Raw genomic sequence first — 20,774 nt, 5'->3', positions numbered from 1 at the left:
ACCCCGCCGAAGGAGCCTGAGATGGCTGCCCCCCTGATCGCCGGCCTCGACCTCGGGGCCACCACCGTTCGCGCGGTGGAGGTGAAACGCACCAAGAACCGTCCGATGATCGAACGCTTCGAACAGCTCGCCATGCCCCCCGGCGCCGTGGTCGGCGGCGTCGTCAGGGACCCCAAGGCCGTGACCGCCACACTGAAGCAGCTGCGCGGCGGCAAGGCGCTGTCGTCCGGTTCGGTCGCCCTCGCCGTCAGCCACACCCAGGTGGTGGTGCGGGAGATCGAGATCGCCAACCTCCCCGAAGCCGAGAGGCGCCGCGCGCTGCCGCACCAGGTTCGCGACGTCCTGCCGCTGCCGGTGGACGACGCCATCCTCGACTTCTTCCCGCTCGAGGACGCCGGGAGCGGCGACGGGCGCAAGGGTCGCCGCGGCAAGGACAAGACCGGCGCGGCGACCCGCAAGGACACCGTTCGCGGTCTGCTGACCGCGGCACCCCGCGAGGCCGTTGCCGACACCGTCGAGGCGGTGGAGCGCGCCGGACTGCACGTCGAGCGGGTGGACCTCGCCTGCTTCGCCGTCCTCCGCGCGGTCGCCGCGGCGACGAACGGCGCCGAGGCCGTCGTCGACATCGGCGCCAACACGACCCTCTTCGTGATCCACGTCGGGGGCGTCCCGCAGATCGTCCGGACGATTCCGCGAGGCGGGGACGAGATCACCGCGCTGCTCAGCCGTCGGCTCAACCTCTCCATGCCCGATGCCGAGCAGCACAAGTGCCAGGTCGGGCTCACCGGCATGCTGGGGCCCGACCACGCCGAGGCGATGGACGAGGCCGTCCGGCCGCTCGTCAACGAGATCCGCAGCTCGATCGGCTACTTCGCCAAGAGCCAACCCGACAGCGTCGTCTCGCGGATGACGCTCGTCGGCGGCGGCTCCCGGCTGCGTGGCCTCACCGAGACCCTCGGCGGCCTGGTCGGCGTCCCGACGTCACTCGGCAACCCGCTGCAGTACGTGGGCTACGCCCGTCGAGGCAGCGGGCACGACGCCCTGAGCCACTACCGCTCCGCGGCCGCGGTGTCGGTCGGCCTCACCCTGGGGGTGGCGTCGTGACCGCCACCACCGGCGGCGCGCCTCGTACCGCCCGCACCATGCCGCTGCGGGATCTCACTGCGGCGACCGCGGCACCGGTGGCGACCGTCCGCGCGAACCTGATGCCGCCGGAGGTCATCGGCAAGCGGCGGTTGACCTGGCTGCGCCGCCGGCTGGCCGTCGCGCTCGTCGCGCTGCTGGTGCTCGTCGGGGTCGGTTACGGCCTGGCCCGGCAGCAGACCAGCTCCTCGCAGGACGAGCTCGACGCCACCCGGCAGCAGACCAGCCAGCTCGACAATCGCGTCCGCGGGTACCAGGCCATCGTCCAGACGCAGGCTCAGATCGCCCAGCTGCGAGTCCAGCTCGGCGCAGTGATGACCAGCGACATCGAGTGGCGCAGGCTGCTGGCCTCCCTCGACGCCGCCGCGCCGGCCGGGGTGTCGATCCTGCAGTTCTCCGGCAAGCTCGCCGGCGCGAACGATGCCGCGACCGACGCCGACACCGCGCTGCTGCCGGCCGGGACGACACTGGCCGGCTCCCTCGACCTCGCCGGCACCACCCGCGACTACCGCTCGGTGGCCGCCTTCGTCGATGCCCTGGGCCGCATTCCCGGCTTCGTCCGGGTCAAGCCGAGCAATGTCATCGTCAGCGGCGGCAAGGGGACCTTCGCCATCGAGATCTCGATGAGCTCGCGGGTCTTCAGTGGCCGCTTCACCCCGAAGGTGGGCAAGTGATGGGTACTCAGCAACGGGAACGGCTGCACCTGATCGGTGCCGGCGTGCTCGCCCTCGTCATCGCCCTCGTCGGCTGGTTCCTGCTCATCTCCCCCCAGCGGGACGAGACCGCCGACATCCAGTCGCAGACCGCGGACGCGCAGCTGACCAACACCACGCTGCAGTCGCGGGTGACCCAGCTCAGCGGCGAGCAGGCCAAGGCCGGGCAGTACCGGGCCGCGCTCGCCGCCGCGCGGACGGCGCTGCCGAGCAGTACCGGGGCCTCGGCCTTCCTGCGCCAGCTGCAGTCGCTCGCCGCCACGACCCGGACCGCGGTCACCTCCGTCAACGTCGGCGACCCGACACCGGTGAGCGCGGCACCGGCACCGGCGACCGCCCCGTCGGCGACGGCATCCTCCGCGTCGCCCTCGGCGAACACGCCCGCGGCGGGCCAGGCCGGCGGATCGGCGAGCGGAATCCTGCAGCTGCCCCTCACCGCCACCGTCTCCGGCCGCGACGTCGCGCTGAGTCGATTCCTCGGCCGCCTCCAGGACGCCTCGAACACCCGGGCGGTCCTGCTCACATCGGTGACCCGCGCGAAGGGCACGGGCGGGACGAGCTCACTGCAGCTGTCCATGACGGCCTTCGTCGCGCCAGCGAGCGGTGGGGCCGCCACGACACCCACCCCCGGGGGTCGCTGACCTGTATCGCGGCGGGCACGCCCCGCCCACGAGCACGCGCCGCCGGGCGCGTGTCGGACTGGCAACGCACTCATCGGCCGGGGGGCCCGTCACTGCTGCGCCAGTCCGACAACCGTTCCGAGGTCATCCTCGGAACACACGGCGGCCGGAGCCGCGAATCACGTCGTCTGACCGGGGGGCCGGGGACGACGGGGAGAACATTCGCCGCTCCGGCCGTCGTGCTGTCCGCATCCCGCAACTTGACACCGATTGTATGTTGCCGAGATCCCACGTAAAATCTGTGTGAACCAAGTGCTCACCTGCCGGTTGTGAGCGACCTATCGAGAGGCCCTCCGTGACCCGCGCACCCCGCCTCCGCCCCGCCCGCTCCGCGCGGCCCGGGTCCGGTCGGCTGCGTCGACGGCGGCGGATACGCGGTGGTGTCGCGGTCGTGGCGGCGCTCGCGCTGCTGGCCGGCAGCCTCTCCCGCGGCGCAGACGCCGTCAGCGCGCCGGGCGACGGTTCGAGTGAGGCGAAGGCCGCTGCCGTCACCACCGGGACGCAGCTGACCCTGACGTCGAAGGTGTCGCTGCTCGGTGGCCTGCTCGGCACCGACACCATCACCGGGCCCCTCACCAGCTCCGTGGTGACGCCGCTGGTGAACGCGTTGCTCGCCCTGCCGAACACCGTGACGACCCAGCTCGCCAACGCCCTGGTCGGCGTGGGGCTCGCGGCGCAGAGCAGCGACGGCCAGCAGCCGCGTCCCAGCAGCGGCTACCCCACCTGCGGTCAGCGCGGCTGGGACGCGAGCAACTGCTTCGGCCCCCTGCTGCCCGCCGTCGCCGCACCCCCCGCGGTCGTCCTGACCACCGGCGCCACGCAGGGGTACGCCACCGGCGATGCCGCCGGGTACACGGCGAGCGCGCGGGTGGCGAACCCCAACCTCACCCTGCTCGGCTTTCCCGTCGGCGACCTCGGCGTCATCGGGTCCTCGGCATCGTGCGCCACGACGCCGACCAGCTGCGCCGCCACCCAGTCGCTCAGCGGCAGCTCGCTGCTGCAGGACCGGTTGACACTGTCGCTGGCCCAGGGCGGCGGGATCATCGCCAAGATCGGCGGCGTCGTCGTGCCCGCGGTGGGGCAGACGATCACGGTCGCCGGCTTCGGCGTCAACGTCAAGGTGGACGGCAACCTCGTCACCCTCACCGTCACCCTCGGCCTGTCGCAGCTGCTCGCCGCCACCGGGTTGAACAACCTGCTCTCCGCGGCCTCGGGGCTGGGCGTCCTCACCGACGACGGCACCGCCGCGACCATGACCATCAGGCTCGGTCCGGGCGCCCTCTCGCAGTCCAGCCCCGCCTCGGCCTGGGGTCTGGCCGTCACCGCCGACCTCGCCGTTGCGGTGAAGCTCAAGCTGCTGAGCCTGCTGGGCGTCCCGCTCGCCAGCGTCACCGTCACCAGCGGGACGAACCCCGGCGGCCTGGTCGATCTCAAGCTCGCCTACACCGCCGCCACCGCCGGCTCGCTGCAGCCCGGCTGGATCCCCCCTGCCCTCGTCTGAGCCGGAGAGGAGACCGGAATGACCTGCACCGTGCCAGTCCCGCGCCACCGGCCGGGGACGCCCGCCGGCATGCTCTCGCGGCGCGCGCACGGTGCCCACGCCGACGCCGGCTTCACCCTCATCGAGGCCATCGTCTCGCTGACCCTCTTCGTCATCGTGGCGGCCGCGGCCGTGCTCGCGCTCGTCACCGGGGTCAAGGGCAACAACGACACCGCCGACCGGGTCACCGCCGCCCAGCTGGCGCAGCAGGAGACCGACCGCGCCCGCGCGATGTCCAAGGCGTCCCTGACGGCCGCGCCCAGCGTCTCGGCCCAGCAGACAGTCGGCGGCAAGACCTTCACGGTGACCCGCACCGTCAGCTACCCCGACCAGCGTTGCCTGGCCGCGACCGCCACGGTGGCCCCCGGCGACGAGTCCGTCCGCAAGATCGCCGTCAGCGTCACGGTCACCCCGCCCGGCGCCGCCGGCCGCGTGGTCCGCATGGACTCGGTGATCGCATGCTGACCGGGGTGCTGCGGCGGGCCCGCAGCGGCGGCGCCGACGCCGGCATCAGCCTCACCGAGCTGCTCGTCTCGATGTCGCTGATGTCGATAGCCGGGGCCCTCGCCCTCACCATGCTCGTCACCACGGCCGACACCACGGACCGCACCGCCGACGGCAGCCTGAGCACCGCGGCCGCCCGCACCACGATGAGCGCCTGGACCGACCTGCTGCAGGTCGCCGTCGTCCCGTCGGCCGACCCCGCCGACCGGGGCCTCAGCGTGACGCCGACCTCGGTGTCGTTCAACGCCCAGCTCGGCAACCTGCCCGCCTGCACCGACAGCTGCACCACGACCGCCACCACGCGCGTCACGCTGCAGCTGCGGGGCGACCAGCTCGTGCAGACGCTGACGCGCAACGGCTCGGCCGACACGCTGGTGCAGGTCGCCGAGGGGGCGTCGCTGCTGCCGGCTACCGGCGGCACGCCGGCCTGCCTGTTCCGGCCGTACCTCGCCGACGGCACCGCTCTGGACTGCACCGCCCTGCTCACCGCCGCGAGCGCCGCCGTGACGCGCGTCGACCTGGCCTTCCGGGTGACCCCGCGTACGGGCGGCGTGCGGACCTTCACCTCGAGCGCCAAGCTGCCCGGCGGTGCGACGTGAGCCGGCTCGCTGCCCGCCGGGGGCGTCCCAGCGTTGCCGACGACGGCGGCTTCGCCCTGCTCTTCGTGCTCTTCGTCGGCACGATGGTCATGCTCGGCACCGCCACCATGCTCACCGTCGTCACGAACAACGTCCGGCCGGCCCGGGCGAGCCAGGACAACTACGCCGCCCTCGCGGCCGCGCAGTCCGGCATCCAGGATTACCTCGCCCAGCTCAACGCCCACTGCCGCAGCGTCAGCATCCAGGCCTGCGAGTGGCTGCGGACCAACCCGACGCTCACCGCGTCCATCGGCGCCCAGACCTACTCGGTCACCGCGCTCAACAACACCCGCTACCTCGACGCCAACGGCGGCACCGTCCGCGTGGTGTCGACCGGACGCGCCAACGGTGCCAACGGCGCGACCCGCAGCCTCACCGCCGACCTGTCGGGCAAGCCGAGCGTGCTGCGCTTCACCTACTTCTCCAACTACGAGACGCTGGGCACGGCCTTCCTGCGCTCGTACTACCGCGACCGCACCATCACGCTCTCGGACCCGACGACGGCGGCGGCGGTGGGGCTGCCGGCGCGGTCCGTCGTCCACTGGAACGGGACGGCGAGCGCACCGGCGGACGGTTACACCGACACCGTCTGCGACGCCCTCTACTACGACGACCCGAGCAACCCCGTCGCCCTCGGTGGCAGGGGACGCGGCAGCGTCAGCGCCGGTCGCACCGGGCTCGCGCCGGGAACCGACTTCAGCGAGGACGGCTACACCCTGGCCGCCGATCCGATCACCGGCGTCCTTCCCGGGCTCTCGCAACGCACCACCATCTCCCGCGACGCCCCCTGCGAGGTTCGGTTCAGCAAGGGCGCGCGCTTCACCGGTCCGGTCTACAGCCGCGACGCGCTCTACCTGACCAACGGCGAGGTGGGGTCGACCAGCGGGCCGTCCTTCACGGTGCCCGACGCCGAGACGCTGCCGCCGGCCGCCACCGGCTGGTCGACGGCGTCCCGTCCGGCGGTCGGCGACGCGACCGCGCCCTACCGGACCGACCCCCTGCTCGGCGGCACCCCCGTCACCAGCTCCGGCCGGCAGGCTGTCGCCACGTTCTCGCAGCAGCTGAGCCTGCCGGCCACGGCCGACCCGGTCGCCGACTGCACCTACAGCGGGCCTACCCGGATCGTCCTCGCCGGCAGCAACGCCACCATCACCAGCCCGCTCACCACCGGCGTCGCGGGGAGCACCTGCTACACCCCGGCGACCTCCGGTACGGGCGTGCAGGCGAGCGTCCCCGTCACCGCCACCACGATCAAGATCCGGGACGCCGGGACCCCCGGCTCGGGGATGGCGCCGTCCTTTCCCGGCCTGGCCCTCGGCAGCGGCGGCGACATCACCAGCTACTCGACCTCCGCCGGCGACGCCTACGTGCAGGGCACGTTGAGCAGCGGCCGGCTCAGCCTCGTCGCCACCCACGACATCGTCGTCACCGGCGACGTCACCACCACCAGGACCGTCGGCACCAACTCCGCCGGCGAGCGGTCCTGGACCGGCGGCGCCGCCATCGACCTCGTCGCCGTGAACGACGTCCGGATCTATCACCCGGTCGCCTGCGCTGCCGGCAGCCCGACGGACGGCTACTGCCCCAACGACATCAGCGGGCTCTACTCGAACGCCGAGAGCAAGCTGGTCGCGCGCTCCGACGGCACTCTGAAGGCGACGCACCCGTCGCGGCAGTACCAGAACCTCGGCGCCACCGGTGACCGCCGGATCGAGGCCGCGGTGATGGCGCTCAGCGGCTCCGTGCGTGTCGACAACTTCAACCGTGGCAGCGCGCTGGGGACGCTCGTCGTCGACGGCGGCGTCTACATGAACCACCGGGGCGCCGTCGGGCAGCTCTGGGAGGTTCCGACGACCGCGATCTCGACCAGCCGACCGTCGTCGGGCTACTCGCTGCGCGTCGACTACCTCAGCTACGCCTCGGCCGGACTGCCCTTCGTCCCCGTGCTGGACAACGGCGCCGGCGCCGCCTCGCCGTGGACCATCCTCAATGTCTCGTCCGGGAGCCCGCGGTGACAGTCGACGAACTCGCCCGCTGGCTGCCGGTGGCGCTCGCGGCCGTCCTGGGGCTGGCGATCGGCTCCTTCCTCAACGTGGTCATCCACCGCGTGCCGCGCGAGGAGTCGGTGGTCTCGCCGCCCTCGCACTGTCCCGGCTGCGACACCCCGATCCGGGGTCGGCACAACGTGCCGGTGCTGAGCTGGCTGGTGCTGCGGGGCCGCTGCGCGTCGTGCCGGCTGCCGATCAGCATGCGGTATCCGCTGGTGGAGCTGATCACGGCCGCGCTCTTCGTCGCCGTCGTGCTCCGCTTCGGGGTCTCGGCCGAGGTCCCGGCCTATCTGTACCTCACCGGTGTCGCCGTCTCGCTGGCCATGATCGACCTGGACCTGCGCCGGCTGCCGGACGTCATCGTGCTGCCTTCCTACGTCGTGGCCTCGGCCCTGCTGCTGCCGGCCGGCGCCGTCGGCGGGGACTGGCACCCCACCCTGCGGGCGCTCGTCGGCGCGGTCGGCTTCGGCCTGGCCGTCTTCACCATGGCGCTCGCCGCCCCCTTCGCCGTCGCGCCCGGTCACGCCAAACTCGCCGGCCTGCTGGGGATGTACCTGGGCTGGCTGTCCTGGTCGACCCTGGTCACCGGCCTGATCGTGATGGTGATCGTCGTCGCCGTGGCGGGCGTGGCGGGTGTCGCGGGCATCGCCGGGATCGGTGCCGCGCCGAGGCGACGTCCCACGGTCGCCCCCACCGCCTTCGCCCCTGCCGGCCCTGCTGCCCCCGCCGCCGTCGTCGCCGCGCGTCCGGCCACCGTCCCCGTCGGCGCGGCCCTCATCGCCGGCACCGTCCTCGTCGTCCTCGCCGCCGCCCCGCTCCTCGCGTGGTCCGGCTCGCTGTTCGCCGTCTGATCGTCCGGACCGAAGGAGAATCCTCATGGCAGCCACCACCGTCGTCGGCCTGGACATCGGGTCCACGTCGATCCGTGCCGTCGAGGCGACCACCGCCAAGGAGCGACCGCTGGTCACCCGGTTCGGGCAGCGCGTGCTCCCCGCCGAGGCCGTCGTGGGCGGTGTCGTGAAGGACGACAAGGCCGTCACCTCGGCACTGCGAGCGCTCTGGGCCGAGCACGACTTCTCCACCCGCAACGTCGTCCTCGGGGTCACCCACCAGCAGGTGGTGGTCCGCGAGTTCGACGTCCCCCGGCTGCCGGCCAAGGAGCTGCGCCAAGCGCTGCCGTTCCTCGCCCGTGACGTCCTGCCGCTGCCGGTAGACGAGGCGGCACTGGATTTCTATCCGTTGCAGCCGGCCCCCGCCGACGGCAGGGACACCGTGGCCGGCCTCATCGTGGCGGCGCCGAAACGGGCCGTGATCGACATCGTCCGCGCCGTCGAGGCGGCGGGGCTGCCCGTCGTGCAGGTCGACCTCGCCTCGTTCGCGGTGCTGCGTGCCTGCGCCCATCTCGCGCAGGACACCGAGGCCGTCGTCGACCTCGGCGCCAACAGCACCAGCATCGTGATCCACACCGACGGCGTCCCGCAGATCGTCCGGACCATCCCCCGCGGCGGCGACGAGATCACCGCCCAGCTCGCCACCCGGCTGGGCCTCGCCACGGCTGACGCGGAGCGGGTGAAGCGGCGCCACGGGCTGCGGCCACTCTCCGACACGGCGGCGCGCACGGTCGACGGCATCGACCTGACCGAGACCCCGGCGATCATCGCCGAGGCACTGCGACCGCTGATCGTGGAGGTCCGCGGTTCGCTCAACTACTTCCGGTCCGCGCATCCGGCGAACCGCGTCGTCCGGCTGGCGCTGGTCGGCGGCGCCTCCCTGCTGCCGGGCCTCGCCGACGAGCTGACGCGAGCCGTAAGCATCCCGACCTTCCTCTCCGACCCACTGCAGCGCATCGCACGACCCCGCAAGGCCCAGCAGCAGGGACAGGTCGACGCGCTGGGTCGCTTCCGTTCGGCCGCCGCCGTCTCCATCGGCCTGACGTTGGGAGCAGCCTGATGACCGCCGTCACCGACCGCGCCGCCGACCACGCTCCCGAGCCGGCGGTCGCCGCGGAGCAGGGCTGCGCGCCACGCTTCGTCCCGGTCCGGGTCAACCTGCTGCCGGACGAGATCGCCGCGGGCCGCCGCACCGACATCGTCCGGCGCCGGGTGATCATCGGCATCGCCGCCCTCGTCGCCGTCCTGGTCGGGGCCTACGGCGGTTCGTGGTGGCAGACCCACTCGGCACAGAACGGGCTGGACGAGGCGCGCCGGGCGCAGACGGCGCTGCAGCAGCAGACCGGTCGTTATGCCCCGCTGGTCACCGACAAGGCGGCCACCGCGACGATCCAGAACCGGCTGCGGCAGCTCATGGCGACCGACGTGACGTGGAGCGACCTGCTCGCCACGCTGCGCCGGACCGCACCGGCCGGGGTCGCGATCACCCAGGTCGACGCCGCCGTCACCGGCGCGAGCAGCACCGCTCAGACGGACCCGCTCGACACCTCGGGGCTGCAGCAGATCGGATCGCTCGCGCTCACCGGGACCGCCCGCGACAAGGACAGGGTCGCCGACTTCGCCGACGCGCTCGCCAAGGTGACGGGCTTCGGCACCCCCGCCATCACCAGCGTCACCAAGGCCGACGGCGGCAGCACCTGGCAGATGACCGTCCCGGTCACCGCCGAGGCCCTGAGCGGGCGCTACCAGAGCAAGGGAGGCAAGTGATGTCGGCATCTCGCTCGCCGCAGGAGCGGCGCTGGATCGCCGGCGGCATCGTCGCGGCGATCGCGGTCGCCGTCCTCGGCTGGGTCCTGCTCGTCTCACCACAGCGTGCCGAGACCACCAGCATCAAGGGGCAGGCCGCCGACGTGCGCCAGACCAACCTGGCCTGGCAGGCCAAGCTCTCGACGCTGCGCAACGAGAGCCGGGACATGACCACGGTGCGGAGCGCACTGCAGGCGGCGCAGCGGGCGCTGCCGGACACCGGCGGCGTGCCGGACTTCCTTCGCTCCCTGCAGGTCCTCGGCAACCGCACCGGGACCGACGTCGTCTCGCTGGCCGTGGGCGCGCCGGTGGACATGTCGACGGTGGCCGGTGGCACGCCCGCCGCTGCGTCGACCAGTCCCGCGCCGGCCTCGTCGCCGACGGCGTCGGCGGGCGTACCCGCGGCGGGCAGCCTCGCCGGTGTCTACGGCCTCACCATCACCGCACAGGTCAACGGCCCCTCCGCGCGACTTGACTCGTTCTTGCGCAAACTGCAGACCGAGCAGCCGCGCGCCGTCCTCATCACCCACATGGTCCGCGGCAGCGCCGAGGGCGGCGCGACCTCGCTGCAGCTCACCATGCAGGCCTTCGTCGCACCGAGCGCCGCCGCCGAGCGCACGCAGCTCTCGCAGGCCGCCGGGCGCTGAGACCGGCTGCCGGCGTCTCAGCGGTCGGGATGGTCCTCCCGGCCCCGGTAGCCGGCCGGCGGGTTGCCGTACGCCGATCGCGCGCGGCGGTCGGCGTCCTCCTCGATCAAGCGGTTGAGCAGCTGCTGGACCTGATCAGAGCGTGGCACGTTCTTCAGCGTCTCCTGCCCGTGCTCCCCGGCGGACTCGATGGTGAGGGTGCCGGCGCGGACCAGACGGTCCCAGAGCGACTGGCTGAACGCGACGTCGCTGATCCGCTGCAGCGAGATGTCCCGGCCGACGTGGTGCAGCACGCCGCGCCGGATCAGCACGCGATGCGTGGTGAAGACGTAGTGCGTGGTGCGCCAGCGAATCCAGGGCGCGAAGGTGAGCCAGAGCAGCAGGATGACCGCGAGGACGAGGACGCCGACGGTCACCACGGTGCGGCCGGTGCCGTGGTGCGGCGCCAGGGCGATGCCGGCACCGGCGCCGGCACCGATCGCCACCAACCAGAACGTCGCGGGTACCAGCGTGATCCAGTGCGGGTGCAGGTGCTCGACGACGCGCTCGTCGTCGGCGAGCAGCTTCTCGGGATACCCCATGGACGACCGCCTCCTGCGACCCGGCATCGGCGAGCCGGGAGTGGCCGCAGGCTATCCGATCGCGGGGCGCAGGTGCTCGACGTCGCCGGCCGTCACGACCCGGTCGACGCCGTCGACCGTGACGACGAGGTGTCCCCGGTCGTCGATGTCGCGAGCGGTGCCGGTCACGACCTCTCCCTGGCCCAAGGTGACCCGGACCGGTTCTCCGAGCGTCCCGCAGCGTTCCCGGTACCCCGCGGCGAGGCCGCAGGCGGCGGCATCACCGTGGCAGTCGTCCCACTGGGCCAGTCGCGCGTCCAGGCGCCGCGCCACCGCGATCACCAGCTGGGTCGGGGTCACCTCGGCGCCGGCGAGGGCCAGTGACGTGGCTGCCACCCCGGCGGGGAGCTCCTCGGCCGTGGTGGAGACGTTGGCGCCGACCCCGATGACGACGGCGTCCTCGACCGACTGGGCCAGGATCCCCGCGAACTTCGCGCCCGCCAGCTGCGCGTCGTTGGGCCACTTGAGCGTCGGCTGCAGGCCGGTCAGCTCCGTCACCGCCTCGCAGACCGCGACCCCGGCGAGCAGCGGCAGCCAGCCGCGGGCTGCCAGCGGCGCGGCGGGCCGGACGAGGAAGGAGGCCGTCATCCCGGCTCGGGGCGGTGAGCTCCAGACCCGGTCGAAGCGTCCCCGGCCGGCGTTCTGGAAGTCGGCGGCGAGCAGGGTGCGGTCGGCGGCGGCGGGCCGGGCCAGCAGGTCGGCGTTCGTGGACGCCGTCTCGGCGACCGTCTCGACGCTGCTCCAGCGATCTCCCAGGGCGGCGCGGATGGCCTCGACGTCCAGCGGCGGGCGGTCCATCGCCCCACCGTAACCGGGTCGCGCGGCGAGATCGGTCACCTCACGGCCGTAGCGCACCGTCGCGCCGATTAGAGTCCAAGGCCATGACCGCCGACGCCGTCGAGTCCCCGGACTCCGCACCCGACATCCACACCACGGCCGGCAAGCTGGCCGATCTCGAGCGCCGCTACGACGAGGCGGTCCACGCCGGCTCCGCGCGCGCGGTGGAGAAGCAGCACGCCAAGGGCAAGATGACGGCCCGCGAGCGCATCCACGCGCTGCTCGACGAGGGCTCCTTCATGGAGTTCGACGAGTTCGCCCGGCACCGCTCGACCAACTTCGGCATGGAGCAGAACAAGCCCTACGGTGACGGCGTCGTCACCGGCGCCGGCACCGTCGACGGCCGTCCGGTCGCCGTCTTCAGCCAGGACGTCACCGTCTTCGGCGGCGCGCTCGGCCAGGTCTACGGCGAGAAGATCGTCAAGGTGCTGGACTTCGCCATGAAGACGGGCTGCCCGGTCGTCGGCATCAACGAGGGTGGTGGCGCCCGCATCCAGGAAGGCGTCGTCTCCCTCGGCCTCTACGGCGAGATCTTCCACCGCACGGTGCGGGCCTCCGGCGTGATCCCGCAGATCTCGCTGATCATGGGCGCGGCGGCCGGCGGGCACGTCTACTCCCCGGCCCTGACCGACTTCATCGTCATGGTCGACCAGACCTCGCAGATGTTCATCACCGGCCCGGACGTGGTCAAGACCGTCACGGGCGAGGACGTCACGCTCGAGGAGCTGGGCGGCGCCCGCACCCACAACACCAAGAGCGGCAACGCGCACTACCTCGGCAGCGACGAGGACGACGCCATCGGCTATGTGAAGTCGCTGCTGTCGTTCCTGCCGTCGAACAACCTCGACCCGGTGCCGGTCTTCGCCACCGAGGTCACCGACACGATCGACGAGGACGACGCCGTCCTGGACAGCTTCATCCCGGACTCGGCGAACACGCCCTACGACATGCACGAGGTCATCAACCACCTGCTCGACGACGGCGACTTCCTCGAGGTCCACGAGCTCTTCGCGCAGAACATCATCGTCGGCTTCGGTCGTATCGAGGGCTATCCGGTGGGCATCGTGGCCAACCAGCCGATGCAGTTCGCCGGCTGCCTGGACATCGACGCCTCGGAGAAGGCAGCGCGCTTCGTCCGCACCTGCGACGCCTTCAACATCCCGGTGCTGACTCTCGTCGACGTCCCCGGCTTCCTGCCCGGTGTCGAGCAGGAGCACACCGGCATCATCCGTCGCGGCGCGAAGCTGATCTACGCCTACAGCGAGGCGACGGTCCCCAAGGTCACCGTCATCACCCGCAAGGCCTTCGGTGGCGCCTACGACGTGATGGGGTCCAAGCACCTCGGCGCCGACATCAACCTCGCCTGGCCCTCGGCGCAGATCGCCGTCATGGGCGCCCAGGGCGCGGTGAACATCCTGCACCGCAAGAAGCTCGCGGCCGCCGACGATCCGGAGCAGGTGCGGGTCGAGCTGACGCAGGAGTACGAGGACACCCTGCTCAACCCCTACCTCGCCGCCGACCGCGGTTACGTCGACGCGGTGATCAAGCCGTCCGCCACCCGGTCGTACGTGATCCGCGCGCTGCGGATGCTGCGCAACAAGCGCGAGACGCTGCCGCCCAAGAAGCACGGGAACATCCCGCTCTAACCGCTGCGACGACGGGACGACATCATGAGCGACGAGACCAGGCCCGTGCTGCGCATCGTGCGCGGGGACGCAAGCCCCGAGGACCTCGCCGTCCTCACCGCGCTGGTGAGCGTGGCCGGCACCGGCGGCGAGGAGGAGCAGCCTCGCGAGCGCCGTGGCGGCTGGAACGATCCTGCCTGGCAGCTGCGTCGGCAGGTCTACCCCGGCCCGAACGGCTGGCGCGGCGCCCTCTGACGACCGATCGGGGAGCGCTGATCCCGCTGAGCGGGATCAGCGCTCCCCGATCCAGTCAGTGGAGGGTCGCGACCGCACCCCAGGTAGCGGCGGTCGCGGCCGAGACGAGTCGGTAGCTCCCCGGCCGGTGCGTGAAGCGGACCGTGCCGTCGCGGGCCGTGCGGGCGCGGGCCACCGTCGTCCAGTGCCCGTCCCGGTGCCGCTGCAGCATCACCGGCGTCCCGGCCGAGCGGCGCTTACCGTCTGCGGTCCAGCGCCGCAGCGTGGCGCGACTGGTCGTCGCCGAGCCGCGGACCGCACCAAAGGACGCGCCGTACTTCACCACCACCGACGTGCTGCGCCAGCTGGCGGGGATGCGCTCCTCGTCGCGGTCGTAGGCCTGCACGTCGCCGCTGCGGATGGTGTACCGGCCCGGCCGGTCGAGGTCGCGGTAGAGGTCGATCTGCTCGCGGTCGCCGAAGCGGTCCCAGCGCTGGCTCTCTCCGTCCCGGCCCGGCCCGACGAGCGCGGCCGTGGCGCCGTTGTCGAAGCTGCCCGCCCGGCAGCCGGCGGTGCCCAGCAGCTGCGGCCGGAGCACCACGTGACGGGTGAGGGTGACACGGGCCGGCATCGCCGCCCAGGCCACGCAACGCTCCGCTGCCGCGGCCGCGCCGCCCCCCGATGTCACCACGGCGGTGCCACCGGCGATGAGGACCAGAGCGACGCCGACGGCTGCGACAGGGGCACCAGGGGCGACAGCACGGGTGGTGCGATGACGACGCGGCATGACGGGCCCTTCGAGATACGTGGGACGTGCTGTACCTCGAAGCTAACGAGCGGCTCGGACCGCCATGGCGCCAACGTCACCGCCGTCACCGTGCTGCTGCTCACGACGTGACCGGCGCCTCGCCGCGAGCCCAGTCGCGCGCCGGCCCGACGGCCGGGTGTAGCGAGCCGGGTCAGCGGCCGGTGTAGGTGGCCTTGCCCGGACCGTCCCGCAGGAACGAGGCGACGGCGTTCTGCAGATCCTCGGTGCCGAAGAGCGCGCCGCTGACCAGCGGCGTCACCTCGTCGGCTGCCCGGGTGCCGCCGGCCAACTGCGCGCGGACGATGGTCTTCGTCGCGGCGTGGGCGCGGGTAGGACCCTCGGCGATCCGGCGCGCGAAGGCCCGCGCGGCCTCGGCGAAGCCGTCGTCGGGGAGCACCCGGTTGACGACGTTCCAGCGCTCGAGGGTGGCGGCGTCGAAGAGCTCGCCGGTGTAGATCAGCTCGCGGGCGCGCGCCGGTCCGGCCCGCTCGACCAGGCGCTGCGGGCCACCCATGGACGGGGTCAGCCCCACCACGATCTCGACCAGGCCGAAGCGCGCCGACTCGGCGGCCAGCAGCAGGTCACAGGCCAGCGAGATCTCGAAGGCCGCGGTGAGGCAGAGCGCGTGCGCCGCGAAGACCGTCGGGAAGGGCAGGTTCTCCAGCTCGTGGATCATGGTGAACCAGTCCGCCCAGAGCGCCGCCCCCGTCACCGGGTCGAGCTCGGCGAAGAGGTTGACGTCCACCCCGCCGGAGACGGCCCGGCCCTCGGCGCGGATGAGCAGGCCACGGACGTCGTCGGCCGTCGCCACCGCGTGGATCGCCTCGCGCAGCGCCTCGACCATGGCCCGGTCGAAGAGGTTCAGCGGCGGGGCGGCGAGGGTGATGACGGCGAGCGGACCGTCGTGGTCGAGCGTCACAGGGCTGGTCATCCCCGCAGGCTAACGAGCCCGGCGCGGCGGCGGACCACCGTGGTGACCACCGTCGCCGCCAGCGCCGCCGTGTAGATCCACACGTCGACGTCGGCGTGCACCAGGTAACAGCAGGTCGCGGCGAAGACCACCGGCAGCCACTCCACGGCGCCGGTGAGGGCCACGAGAGCGAGCAGCAGCGTGGCGTACCAGCCGTAGGTCGGCGTCGTCACGAGGAAGGCGACCCCGACAACCACCACGGCGCTCTGCTCGGGATGCGCCCGGGAGCCCCGCAGCCACGCCCACAACCCGACGGCCGCGAGCGCCAGGACCCCCACGGCGCGGCCGGCGGTCTCGCCGAGCAAGGCGCCCAGCAACTGCACGCTGTGCTCGTCGTTCTCGCGCAGGTAGCCGGGCAGGTAGCCGATGACGTCGGCGCCGACGGCGGCCACGTGCGGCACATAGGAGAGCGCGACGGTCGCCAGGGCGATCGGCAGCACCCGCCAGTCGCGCCGCATGAGCGCGGGCAGGACGAGCGCCGGGTAGAGCTTCACCGCCGTGGCCGCCCCCACGAGCACACCGCGGACCATCGCCCCCCGCGCCGTGGTGAACGCGAGCACGACCAGCAGCACGCCGAGCCAGTCGATGTGGGCGTTGTTACCCAGGTCGACGATGACGATCGGGCACCACGACCACAACGCTGCCCGCCACGGGGGACCGCGGCGCAGCAGCAGCCATCCCACCGCGAGCAGGCCCAGGGTGGCGGCGAGCTGCAGCGGCAGGTGGTTGCCGTGACCGCCGAAGGAGAGGATCCGGATCGCCGTGAACGCGCCCTCGGCGACCGGTGGGTAGACCGTCCGGACGGTGGGGCGGTTGATCTGCGTCGAACCGCCGTCGAACTGCCAGACGTAGCGGCCGGGCGGGCCGAAGACTCCCGGCTCGCGCAGGTGGGCGAGCTCGGGGGCGGCCGGCGGGTAGCGGTAGGGGTCGATGCCGGCGAGCTGGACCTTGCCGTCCCACATGTAGCGGTAGTCGTCGTCGGACGTGGACGGCGGATGCGCCAGGGCGATGACGGCGAGGGCGGCGCTGCCACCGAGGACGACCGCGACCGCCCGACGCCCGGTCACGCCGGTCCGCCGCAGCAGCCAGACGGAGAGCAGCCACAGCGGCGTCGTCGCCATCAGCAGTGCCACCGCGTGGTTCTGGTCCCTGCCCCGCTCGACGTACCCGAGCAGCCACGCGTAGAAAATGCCCTGCACGACGAGGAGGCCGACGAGACATCCCGTTGCCGCACGCCTCGTCACGGAACCGAGCATGCCTCACGCGACGGACTGTTCATGAAACCCGTGCCGCCGAGAGGATTGCTGATCATGTCGATCCGTTCGGACTCGCCGCCACGGCTGTGGCCCCGCTTCACCAGCCCGCTGCGCTCGGTCGCGGTCACCGCTCGGGTCGGACGCCTGCTGGGCATTGCCTTCGGGATCTGCTTCGTCACCGGCATGCTGAGTCACTACCAGTACCACCCATGGGGGTGGCTGCCCGAGCCTGCGATCCCGGTCTGGGGCTACCGCCTCACCCAGGGACTGCACGTGCTCACCGGCACCATCGCCATCCCGCTGCTGCTGGTGAAGCTCTGGTCGGTGTACCCCAAGCTCTTCGCGTGGCCGGTGGCGCTGGGACCCAAGAAGGCGCTGGAGCGGCTCTCCATCGCCCTGCTCGTCGCCTCGGCACTCGTCGAGCTCGTGACCGGGTACTTCAACGTCCTGAACTGGTACCCGTGGTCCTGGGACTTCGTCCCGGTCCACCGCTTCCTCGGCTACGTGGCGATCGGGTCGATCCTGCTGCACGTCGCCGTCAAGCTGCCCGACATCCGCCGCGGACTGCGGGCCCGGCTGGCCGAGGCGCCGGTCCTCACCGAACGCGACGACGCCGAAGAGGCTGTCGACGCTGGTGACACCGACGGGACCCTCACTCCCGCTGCCGAGCCCGCCGGCATCTCGCGGCGCGGGGTCCTGCTCGCCACCGGCGGCGGGATCGGGCTGATCGCCGTCACCGCCGCCGGGCAGAGCGTCACCCCGCTGGCCCCGGTCGGGCTCTTCGCCGTGCGGCGGCAGCGCGACGCGCCGGAGCAGGACGTCCCGGTGAACCGCACCGCCGACCAGGCGGGGGTGCTCACCCTCGCCCGCGACCCCGGCTGGCGGCTCACCGTGGTCGGCGACCGGACGCTGGCCTACTCCCTCGCCGAGGTCGAGCAGCTGGCGGCCGCGCAGGGACGGGAGGCGAGCTACCCGATCGCCTGCGTCGAGGGCTGGAGCGTCGGCGCCGACTGGCGCGGACTCTCGCTGTCCCGCCTGGTGCGGCTGGTGGGCGGCGACGACGGGTCGCGGGTCAAGGTCGTCTCGCTCGAGCCGAAGGGGTCCTACAACGTTTCCTACGTCGACGGCCCGCAGGTGGGCGAGGCGTTGCTGGCGACCCACCTCAACGGCACCCGGCTCACGCTGGACCACGGCTACCCGTTGCGCCTCATCGCGCCGAACCGTGCCGGCGTGCTGAACACCAAATGGCTGACCCGCGTGGAGGTGCAGTGATGAGGGGACGGCTGCTGTTCGCGGTGCCCGGCGTGGCGCTGATCGCCTTCGGACTCTTCCGGCTGCTGACCCAGATCCCCGGCGAGGACCTGCTGCTGCTCGCGGTCTGGCTCGTCGCGGCCGTCGTGCTGCACGATGCCGTCCTCTCGCCGGTGGTGGTGGGTGTCGGCTGGGCGACCCATCGGCTGGTGCCGCCCCGGGCCCGCCGCTTCGTCCAGGGTGGACTGATCGCGGCCGCGCTGATCACGGTCATCGCGCTGCCGCTGATCCACCGCCAGGGCTCGCAGCCGGCGAGCAAGGGGATCCTGCAGCAGGACTACACCCGGAACCTGGCGATCGCCCTGGGAGCCGTGCTCGCGGTGACGCTCGTCGGGTACCTGACCGCGGTGGTCCGTGCTCGGTCCGGCCAGCGGCTTGATCAGCGAGCGAGCACCACGAACGTCCGTCCACCGGACGACCAGGACTCCACGCAGCGGTAGCCGGTGCGAGCGGCGAAGTGCAGCAGTGACCGCTCGCTCACCACCGCCCAGTCGAACTCGGGCCCGACGGGCGCGCCGCCCTCGGTGAAGCGGACGGTCTGCACCGCCGTCTCCTCGTCAGGGGCGAGGCCGCCGTCGAGACCAGCGCCGAGAGCATCGGCGATGCCGTCATCGAGATCGTCGTTCCTGCCGTCCTCGGGCGACCCGGAGGTCTCGACGATGAGCCGGCCGCCGGGAGCGAGCAGGGTGGCGACGCGATTGAGCAGCCGCACCGGGTCGCCGCCGATTCCCACGTTGCCGTCGAGTAGCAGGACGGTGGCCCAGCGCCCCTCGCCGGGCAGCGCGCCGAAGACGCTGCGCAGCAGGGCGGGCATGCCCATGCCGCGCGTCAGCTCGACCGCCGTCTCGGCGATGTCCACCCCGAGAGTAAAGATGCCGCGCGCGTGCAGTGAGGAGACGAAGCGGCCGGGGCCGCAACCCACGTCCAGGACCGGACCTTCGCAGCGCCGCACCACGGTGAGGTCGGCGGCGTCGGCCGGACCGAGCCATCGGGCGACGTCCAGCGCCACCTGCCGGCCGGTCGCGGTCTGCAGCGCGAGCGGGCCCGCGGTGCGCAGCGCGGTCTCGTACGGCGCGAGGGCTCCGAGCTCCATCAGCGCGCCCGCGCGACGGCGTCGGTCCGGGCCAGCGCGGCAGCGAATCGCCCGGCGGGTGACACTGCGGCTACCTCGTGTGCGGTGTCGACGGTGTCGACGTCGGTGAGGTCGTCGAGCAGCTGCACCCGCAGCCCCGCTTCGGCGAGCCGGCGGTACTGATCGGCACCGGTCCGGTCGGTCGACATGGGGACACCGTCGATCGCGGCGGCGGCGATCTCCGGGTCGCGGAATCCGATGACCCAGAAGCCACCGTCGCGGGCCAGGCCCAGGCAGGCGTCGTACTGCTGCGGATCCCACGCCAGCAGCTGCTCCGGGCGCAGCTGGGGGGTGTCCATGCCGACCAGGACGGCCGGGCCGGGGCTGGCGGCCGCCGCCGTGAAGGCAGCGCCGAGACGGAGATCCAGCCCGCCGGACGGCTGCGCCACGACCTCCCAGCCCGGCGGGACCCACCCGGCGGGATCACCGTCGAAGGCGAGCAGGTGCCGTCGAGCCGGCACGCGCCCGACGGCCTCCAGCGTGTCGTGGAGCGCGGCGGCGGCGACGTCCGCAGCCTCGCCCGGGGTCAGCGGCGGGGTCAGCCGAGTCTTCACGCGGCCGGGGACGGGCTGCTTGGCGATGACGATGACGGTCCCGAGAGTCGTCTCGTTGGCGGTCGTCACCGGGCCAGCACCGCGCTCATGTCCTGGACGGCGCGGGCGGTGCCCCGCACCGTGCCCGTCACCTTGGATCGCCCCGATCGGCGCCGGTAGGCCACGTCGTGCGCGACGATGTTCCATCCCGCATCGGCGGCCCGGACCACCGTCTCGACCGGGTATCCGCTCCGACGGTCGGCGAGGCCGAGACCGAGCAACGGCTCCCGACGGGCCACCCGCAGCGGGCCGATGTCGCGCAGATCAGTGCCGGTCCGTGCCCGGACCCGCCGGGCGAGCTCGATGTTGGCCACGCGTGCGTGAAGCGGCATCGCGCCACGCTCGGGGCGACGCCGTCCCACCACGAGGTCGGCCCCGGAGCGCAGCCGCTCCACCATGGCGACGACCTCGCCGGGGTCCAGCGAGGCGTCGCAGTCACAGACGGCGACGTACTCGGACCGAGCCGCCACCAGTCCGGCGTGGCAAGCGGCGCCGTAACCGCGCTGCTCACACGTCACCACCTGCGCGCCCAGCCTGCGGGCCAGCTCGGGGGAACCGTCCTGCGAGCCGTTGTCGACGACGATCGCACGGGCGCCCGCGGGGATGCGGTCAAGCACCCAGGGCAAGGCCTCGGCCTCGTCCAGGCACGGCAGGACGACGTCGAGACTCATGTCGATCGCCATACCCACAGTTCTCGGTGAGCCACCCTGCCGGTTTCAGGCGGTGTCCCGAGCCACCCCCGCTCGCCGCCCCCGCTGGCCGCCCCCGCTCGCCGCCCC

23 protein-coding genes are annotated in these 20,774 nt (G+C 72.8%); 15 read left to right on the top strand and 8 right to left on the bottom strand.

The window, feature by feature from the left end:
- The first annotated feature begins 21 nt into the window (after positions 1-21).
- The 11 genes from pilM (AC0NZQ_RS06285) (at position 22) to AC0NZQ_RS06235 (ending at position 10,609) form a co-directional block, all read left to right on the top strand.
- Positions 22-1,104, top strand: a complete 1,083-nt coding sequence (pilM, locus tag AC0NZQ_RS06285) for a type IV pilus assembly protein PilM (protein WP_474528804.1) — start codon at positions 22-24, stop codon at positions 1,102-1,104.
- Positions 1,101-1,817 (top strand): PilN domain-containing protein, encoded by a 717-nt coding sequence (locus AC0NZQ_RS06280; RefSeq protein WP_474528803.1) that lies wholly within the window; start codon positions 1,101-1,103, stop codon positions 1,815-1,817. The genes pilM (AC0NZQ_RS06285) and AC0NZQ_RS06280 overlap by 4 nt, the downstream gene beginning before the upstream one ends.
- Entirely contained in the window at positions 1,817-2,497 is a 681-nt protein-coding gene (locus AC0NZQ_RS06275) for a hypothetical protein (protein ID WP_474528802.1), read from the top strand. The genes AC0NZQ_RS06280 and AC0NZQ_RS06275 overlap by 1 nt, the downstream gene beginning before the upstream one ends.
- Before the next feature lie 430 nt (positions 2,498-2,927).
- Entirely contained in the window at positions 2,928-4,037 is a 1,110-nt protein-coding gene (locus tag AC0NZQ_RS06270) for a hypothetical protein (protein ID WP_474528801.1), read from the top strand.
- Between the two features lie 18 nt (positions 4,038-4,055).
- Entirely contained in the window at positions 4,056-4,541 is a 486-nt protein-coding gene (locus AC0NZQ_RS06265; RefSeq protein ID WP_474528799.1) for a type IV pilus modification PilV family protein, read from the top strand.
- Positions 4,535-5,179 (top strand): hypothetical protein, encoded by a 645-nt coding sequence (locus tag AC0NZQ_RS06260; protein ID WP_474528798.1) that lies wholly within the window; start codon positions 4,535-4,537, stop codon positions 5,177-5,179. Before AC0NZQ_RS06265 ends, AC0NZQ_RS06260 begins: the two co-directional genes overlap by 7 nt.
- Positions 5,176-7,233 carry a hypothetical protein gene (locus AC0NZQ_RS06255; protein WP_474528797.1) on the top strand — a complete coding sequence of 686 codons (2,058 nt, stop codon included), beginning with the start codon at positions 5,176-5,178 and terminating at the stop codon, positions 7,231-7,233. The genes AC0NZQ_RS06260 and AC0NZQ_RS06255 overlap by 4 nt, the downstream gene beginning before the upstream one ends.
- A complete protein-coding gene (locus AC0NZQ_RS06250) occupies positions 7,230-8,117 on the top strand; it encodes a prepilin peptidase (RefSeq protein ID WP_474528796.1) in 888 nt (295 codons plus the stop codon). The genes AC0NZQ_RS06255 and AC0NZQ_RS06250 overlap by 4 nt, the downstream gene beginning before the upstream one ends.
- A gap of 25 nt (positions 8,118-8,142) precedes the next feature.
- Entirely contained in the window at positions 8,143-9,216 is a 1,074-nt protein-coding gene (gene pilM, locus AC0NZQ_RS06245; protein WP_474528795.1) for a type IV pilus assembly protein PilM, read from the top strand.
- Entirely contained in the window at positions 9,216-9,923 is a 708-nt protein-coding gene (locus AC0NZQ_RS06240) for a PilN domain-containing protein (RefSeq protein ID WP_474528794.1), read from the top strand. Before pilM (AC0NZQ_RS06245) ends, AC0NZQ_RS06240 begins: the two co-directional genes overlap by 1 nt.
- Positions 9,923-10,609: a hypothetical protein gene (locus AC0NZQ_RS06235; RefSeq protein WP_474528793.1), complete on the top strand. Its 687-nt coding sequence runs from the start codon at positions 9,923-9,925 to the stop codon at positions 10,607-10,609. The genes AC0NZQ_RS06240 and AC0NZQ_RS06235 overlap by 1 nt, the downstream gene beginning before the upstream one ends.
- A 17-nt stretch (positions 10,610-10,626) precedes the next feature.
- On the opposite strand, the gene AC0NZQ_RS06230 is transcribed toward AC0NZQ_RS06235, so the two are convergent.
- Together AC0NZQ_RS06230 and AC0NZQ_RS06225 are read right to left on the bottom strand one after the other, a co-directional pair.
- A complete protein-coding gene (locus tag AC0NZQ_RS06230) occupies positions 10,627-11,190 on the bottom strand; it encodes a PH domain-containing protein (RefSeq protein ID WP_474528792.1) in 564 nt (187 codons plus the stop codon).
- A gap of 51 nt (positions 11,191-11,241) precedes the next feature.
- Positions 11,242-12,027, bottom strand: a complete 786-nt coding sequence (locus AC0NZQ_RS06225; protein WP_474528791.1) for a biotin--[acetyl-CoA-carboxylase] ligase — start codon at positions 12,025-12,027, stop codon at positions 11,242-11,244.
- Between the two features lie 83 nt (positions 12,028-12,110).
- On the opposite strand from AC0NZQ_RS06225, the gene AC0NZQ_RS06220 reads away from it, so the two are divergent.
- Positions 12,111-13,712, top strand: coding sequence for an acyl-CoA carboxylase subunit beta (locus tag AC0NZQ_RS06220; protein ID WP_474528790.1), 1,602 nt, complete (start codon positions 12,111-12,113; stop codon positions 13,710-13,712).
- Positions 13,713-13,736: 24 nt separating this feature from the next.
- On the top strand, positions 13,737-13,946 hold the full coding sequence (locus AC0NZQ_RS06215; protein WP_474528789.1) for an acyl-CoA carboxylase subunit epsilon: 210 nt from the start codon (positions 13,737-13,739) through the stop codon (positions 13,944-13,946).
- 55 nt (positions 13,947-14,001) lie between these two features.
- Here the strand turns inward: AC0NZQ_RS06215 and AC0NZQ_RS06210 are convergent, their stop codons facing one another.
- The 3 genes from AC0NZQ_RS06210 to AC0NZQ_RS06200 all read right to left on the bottom strand — a co-directional run bounded on the left by AC0NZQ_RS06210 (position 14,002) and on the right by AC0NZQ_RS06200 (position 16,947).
- Positions 14,002-14,712, bottom strand: a complete 711-nt coding sequence (locus tag AC0NZQ_RS06210; RefSeq protein WP_474528788.1) for a hypothetical protein — start codon at positions 14,710-14,712, stop codon at positions 14,002-14,004.
- 172 nt (positions 14,713-14,884) lie between these two features.
- The gene (locus AC0NZQ_RS06205; RefSeq protein WP_474528787.1) at positions 14,885-15,664 is read right to left on the bottom strand and encodes an enoyl-CoA hydratase/isomerase family protein; all 780 of its coding nucleotides are present in this window, start codon (positions 15,662-15,664) and stop codon (positions 14,885-14,887) included.
- Complete coding sequence (locus AC0NZQ_RS06200) at positions 15,661-16,947, bottom strand: glycosyltransferase 87 family protein (protein WP_474528785.1); 1,287 nt, start codon at positions 16,945-16,947, stop codon at positions 15,661-15,663. The genes AC0NZQ_RS06205 and AC0NZQ_RS06200 overlap by 4 nt, the downstream gene beginning before the upstream one ends.
- Positions 16,948-17,013: 66 nt before the next feature.
- Between AC0NZQ_RS06200 and AC0NZQ_RS06195 the strand changes: the two genes are divergently transcribed.
- Together AC0NZQ_RS06195 and AC0NZQ_RS06190 are read left to right on the top strand one after the other, a co-directional pair.
- On the top strand, positions 17,014-18,231 hold the full coding sequence (locus tag AC0NZQ_RS06195) for a molybdopterin-dependent oxidoreductase (RefSeq protein ID WP_474528784.1): 1,218 nt from the start codon (positions 17,014-17,016) through the stop codon (positions 18,229-18,231).
- Positions 18,231-18,710, top strand: a complete 480-nt coding sequence (locus AC0NZQ_RS06190; protein ID WP_474528783.1) for a hypothetical protein — start codon at positions 18,231-18,233, stop codon at positions 18,708-18,710. Before AC0NZQ_RS06195 ends, AC0NZQ_RS06190 begins: the two co-directional genes overlap by 1 nt.
- Here the strand turns inward: AC0NZQ_RS06190 and AC0NZQ_RS06185 are convergent.
- The 3 genes from AC0NZQ_RS06185 to AC0NZQ_RS06175 are packed head-to-tail and all read right to left on the bottom strand — an operon-like array spanning position 18,650 to position 20,666.
- Positions 18,650-19,363: a methyltransferase domain-containing protein gene (locus AC0NZQ_RS06185; RefSeq protein ID WP_474528782.1), complete on the bottom strand. Its 714-nt coding sequence runs from the start codon at positions 19,361-19,363 to the stop codon at positions 18,650-18,652. The genes AC0NZQ_RS06190 and AC0NZQ_RS06185 overlap by 61 nt on opposite strands.
- Positions 19,363-20,025: a TIGR04282 family arsenosugar biosynthesis glycosyltransferase gene (locus AC0NZQ_RS06180; RefSeq protein WP_474528781.1), complete on the bottom strand. Its 663-nt coding sequence runs from the start codon at positions 20,023-20,025 to the stop codon at positions 19,363-19,365. Before AC0NZQ_RS06180 ends, AC0NZQ_RS06185 begins: the two co-directional genes overlap by 1 nt.
- Positions 20,022-20,666, bottom strand: coding sequence for a glycosyltransferase family 2 protein (locus AC0NZQ_RS06175; protein ID WP_474528780.1), 645 nt, complete (start codon positions 20,664-20,666; stop codon positions 20,022-20,024). Before AC0NZQ_RS06175 ends, AC0NZQ_RS06180 begins: the two co-directional genes overlap by 4 nt.
- Positions 20,667-20,774: the final 108 nt, after the last annotated feature.

Source organism: Jatrophihabitans sp. sgz311053, assembly GCF_056135305.1.
The sequence above is the reverse complement of the archived record's forward strand: the minus strand, read 5'-3'. Positions and strand labels throughout refer to the sequence as shown.

What these genes read in the sequence shown, in the direction of transcription:
- pilM (WP_474528804.1), top strand. Translation starts at nt 22, where the DNA reads ATGGCTGCCCCCCTGATCGCCGGCCTCGACCTCGGGGCCACCACCGTT.
- AC0NZQ_RS06275 (WP_474528802.1), top strand. Translation starts at nt 1,817, where the DNA reads ATGGGTACTCAGCAACGGGAACGGCTGCACCTGATCGGTGCCGGCGTG.
- AC0NZQ_RS06265 (WP_474528799.1), top strand. Translation starts at nt 4,056, where the DNA reads ATGACCTGCACCGTGCCAGTCCCGCGCCACCGGCCGGGGACGCCCGCC.
- AC0NZQ_RS06260 (WP_474528798.1), top strand. Translation starts at nt 4,535, where the DNA reads ATGCTGACCGGGGTGCTGCGGCGGGCCCGCAGCGGCGGCGCCGACGCC.
- pilM (WP_474528795.1), top strand. Translation starts at nt 8,143, where the DNA reads ATGGCAGCCACCACCGTCGTCGGCCTGGACATCGGGTCCACGTCGATC.
- AC0NZQ_RS06240 (WP_474528794.1), top strand. Translation starts at nt 9,216, where the DNA reads ATGACCGCCGTCACCGACCGCGCCGCCGACCACGCTCCCGAGCCGGCG.
- AC0NZQ_RS06235 (WP_474528793.1), top strand. Translation starts at nt 9,923, where the DNA reads ATGTCGGCATCTCGCTCGCCGCAGGAGCGGCGCTGGATCGCCGGCGGC.
- AC0NZQ_RS06230 (WP_474528792.1), bottom strand. Translation starts at nt 11,190, where the DNA reads ATGGGGTATCCCGAGAAGCTGCTCGCCGACGACGAGCGCGTCGTCGAG.
- AC0NZQ_RS06225 (WP_474528791.1), bottom strand. Translation starts at nt 12,027, where the DNA reads ATGGACCGCCCGCCGCTGGACGTCGAGGCCATCCGCGCCGCCCTGGGA.
- AC0NZQ_RS06220 (WP_474528790.1), top strand. Translation starts at nt 12,111, where the DNA reads ATGACCGCCGACGCCGTCGAGTCCCCGGACTCCGCACCCGACATCCAC.
- AC0NZQ_RS06215 (WP_474528789.1), top strand. Translation starts at nt 13,737, where the DNA reads ATGAGCGACGAGACCAGGCCCGTGCTGCGCATCGTGCGCGGGGACGCA.
- AC0NZQ_RS06210 (WP_474528788.1), bottom strand. Translation starts at nt 14,712, where the DNA reads ATGCCGCGTCGTCATCGCACCACCCGTGCTGTCGCCCCTGGTGCCCCT.
- AC0NZQ_RS06205 (WP_474528787.1), bottom strand. Translation starts at nt 15,664, where the DNA reads ATGACCAGCCCTGTGACGCTCGACCACGACGGTCCGCTCGCCGTCATC.
- AC0NZQ_RS06195 (WP_474528784.1), top strand. Translation starts at nt 17,014, where the DNA reads ATGTCGATCCGTTCGGACTCGCCGCCACGGCTGTGGCCCCGCTTCACC.
- AC0NZQ_RS06190 (WP_474528783.1), top strand. Translation starts at nt 18,231, where the DNA reads ATGAGGGGACGGCTGCTGTTCGCGGTGCCCGGCGTGGCGCTGATCGCC.
- AC0NZQ_RS06185 (WP_474528782.1), bottom strand. Translation starts at nt 19,363, where the DNA reads ATGGAGCTCGGAGCCCTCGCGCCGTACGAGACCGCGCTGCGCACCGCG.
- AC0NZQ_RS06175 (WP_474528780.1), bottom strand. Translation starts at nt 20,666, where the DNA reads ATGAGTCTCGACGTCGTCCTGCCGTGCCTGGACGAGGCCGAGGCCTTG.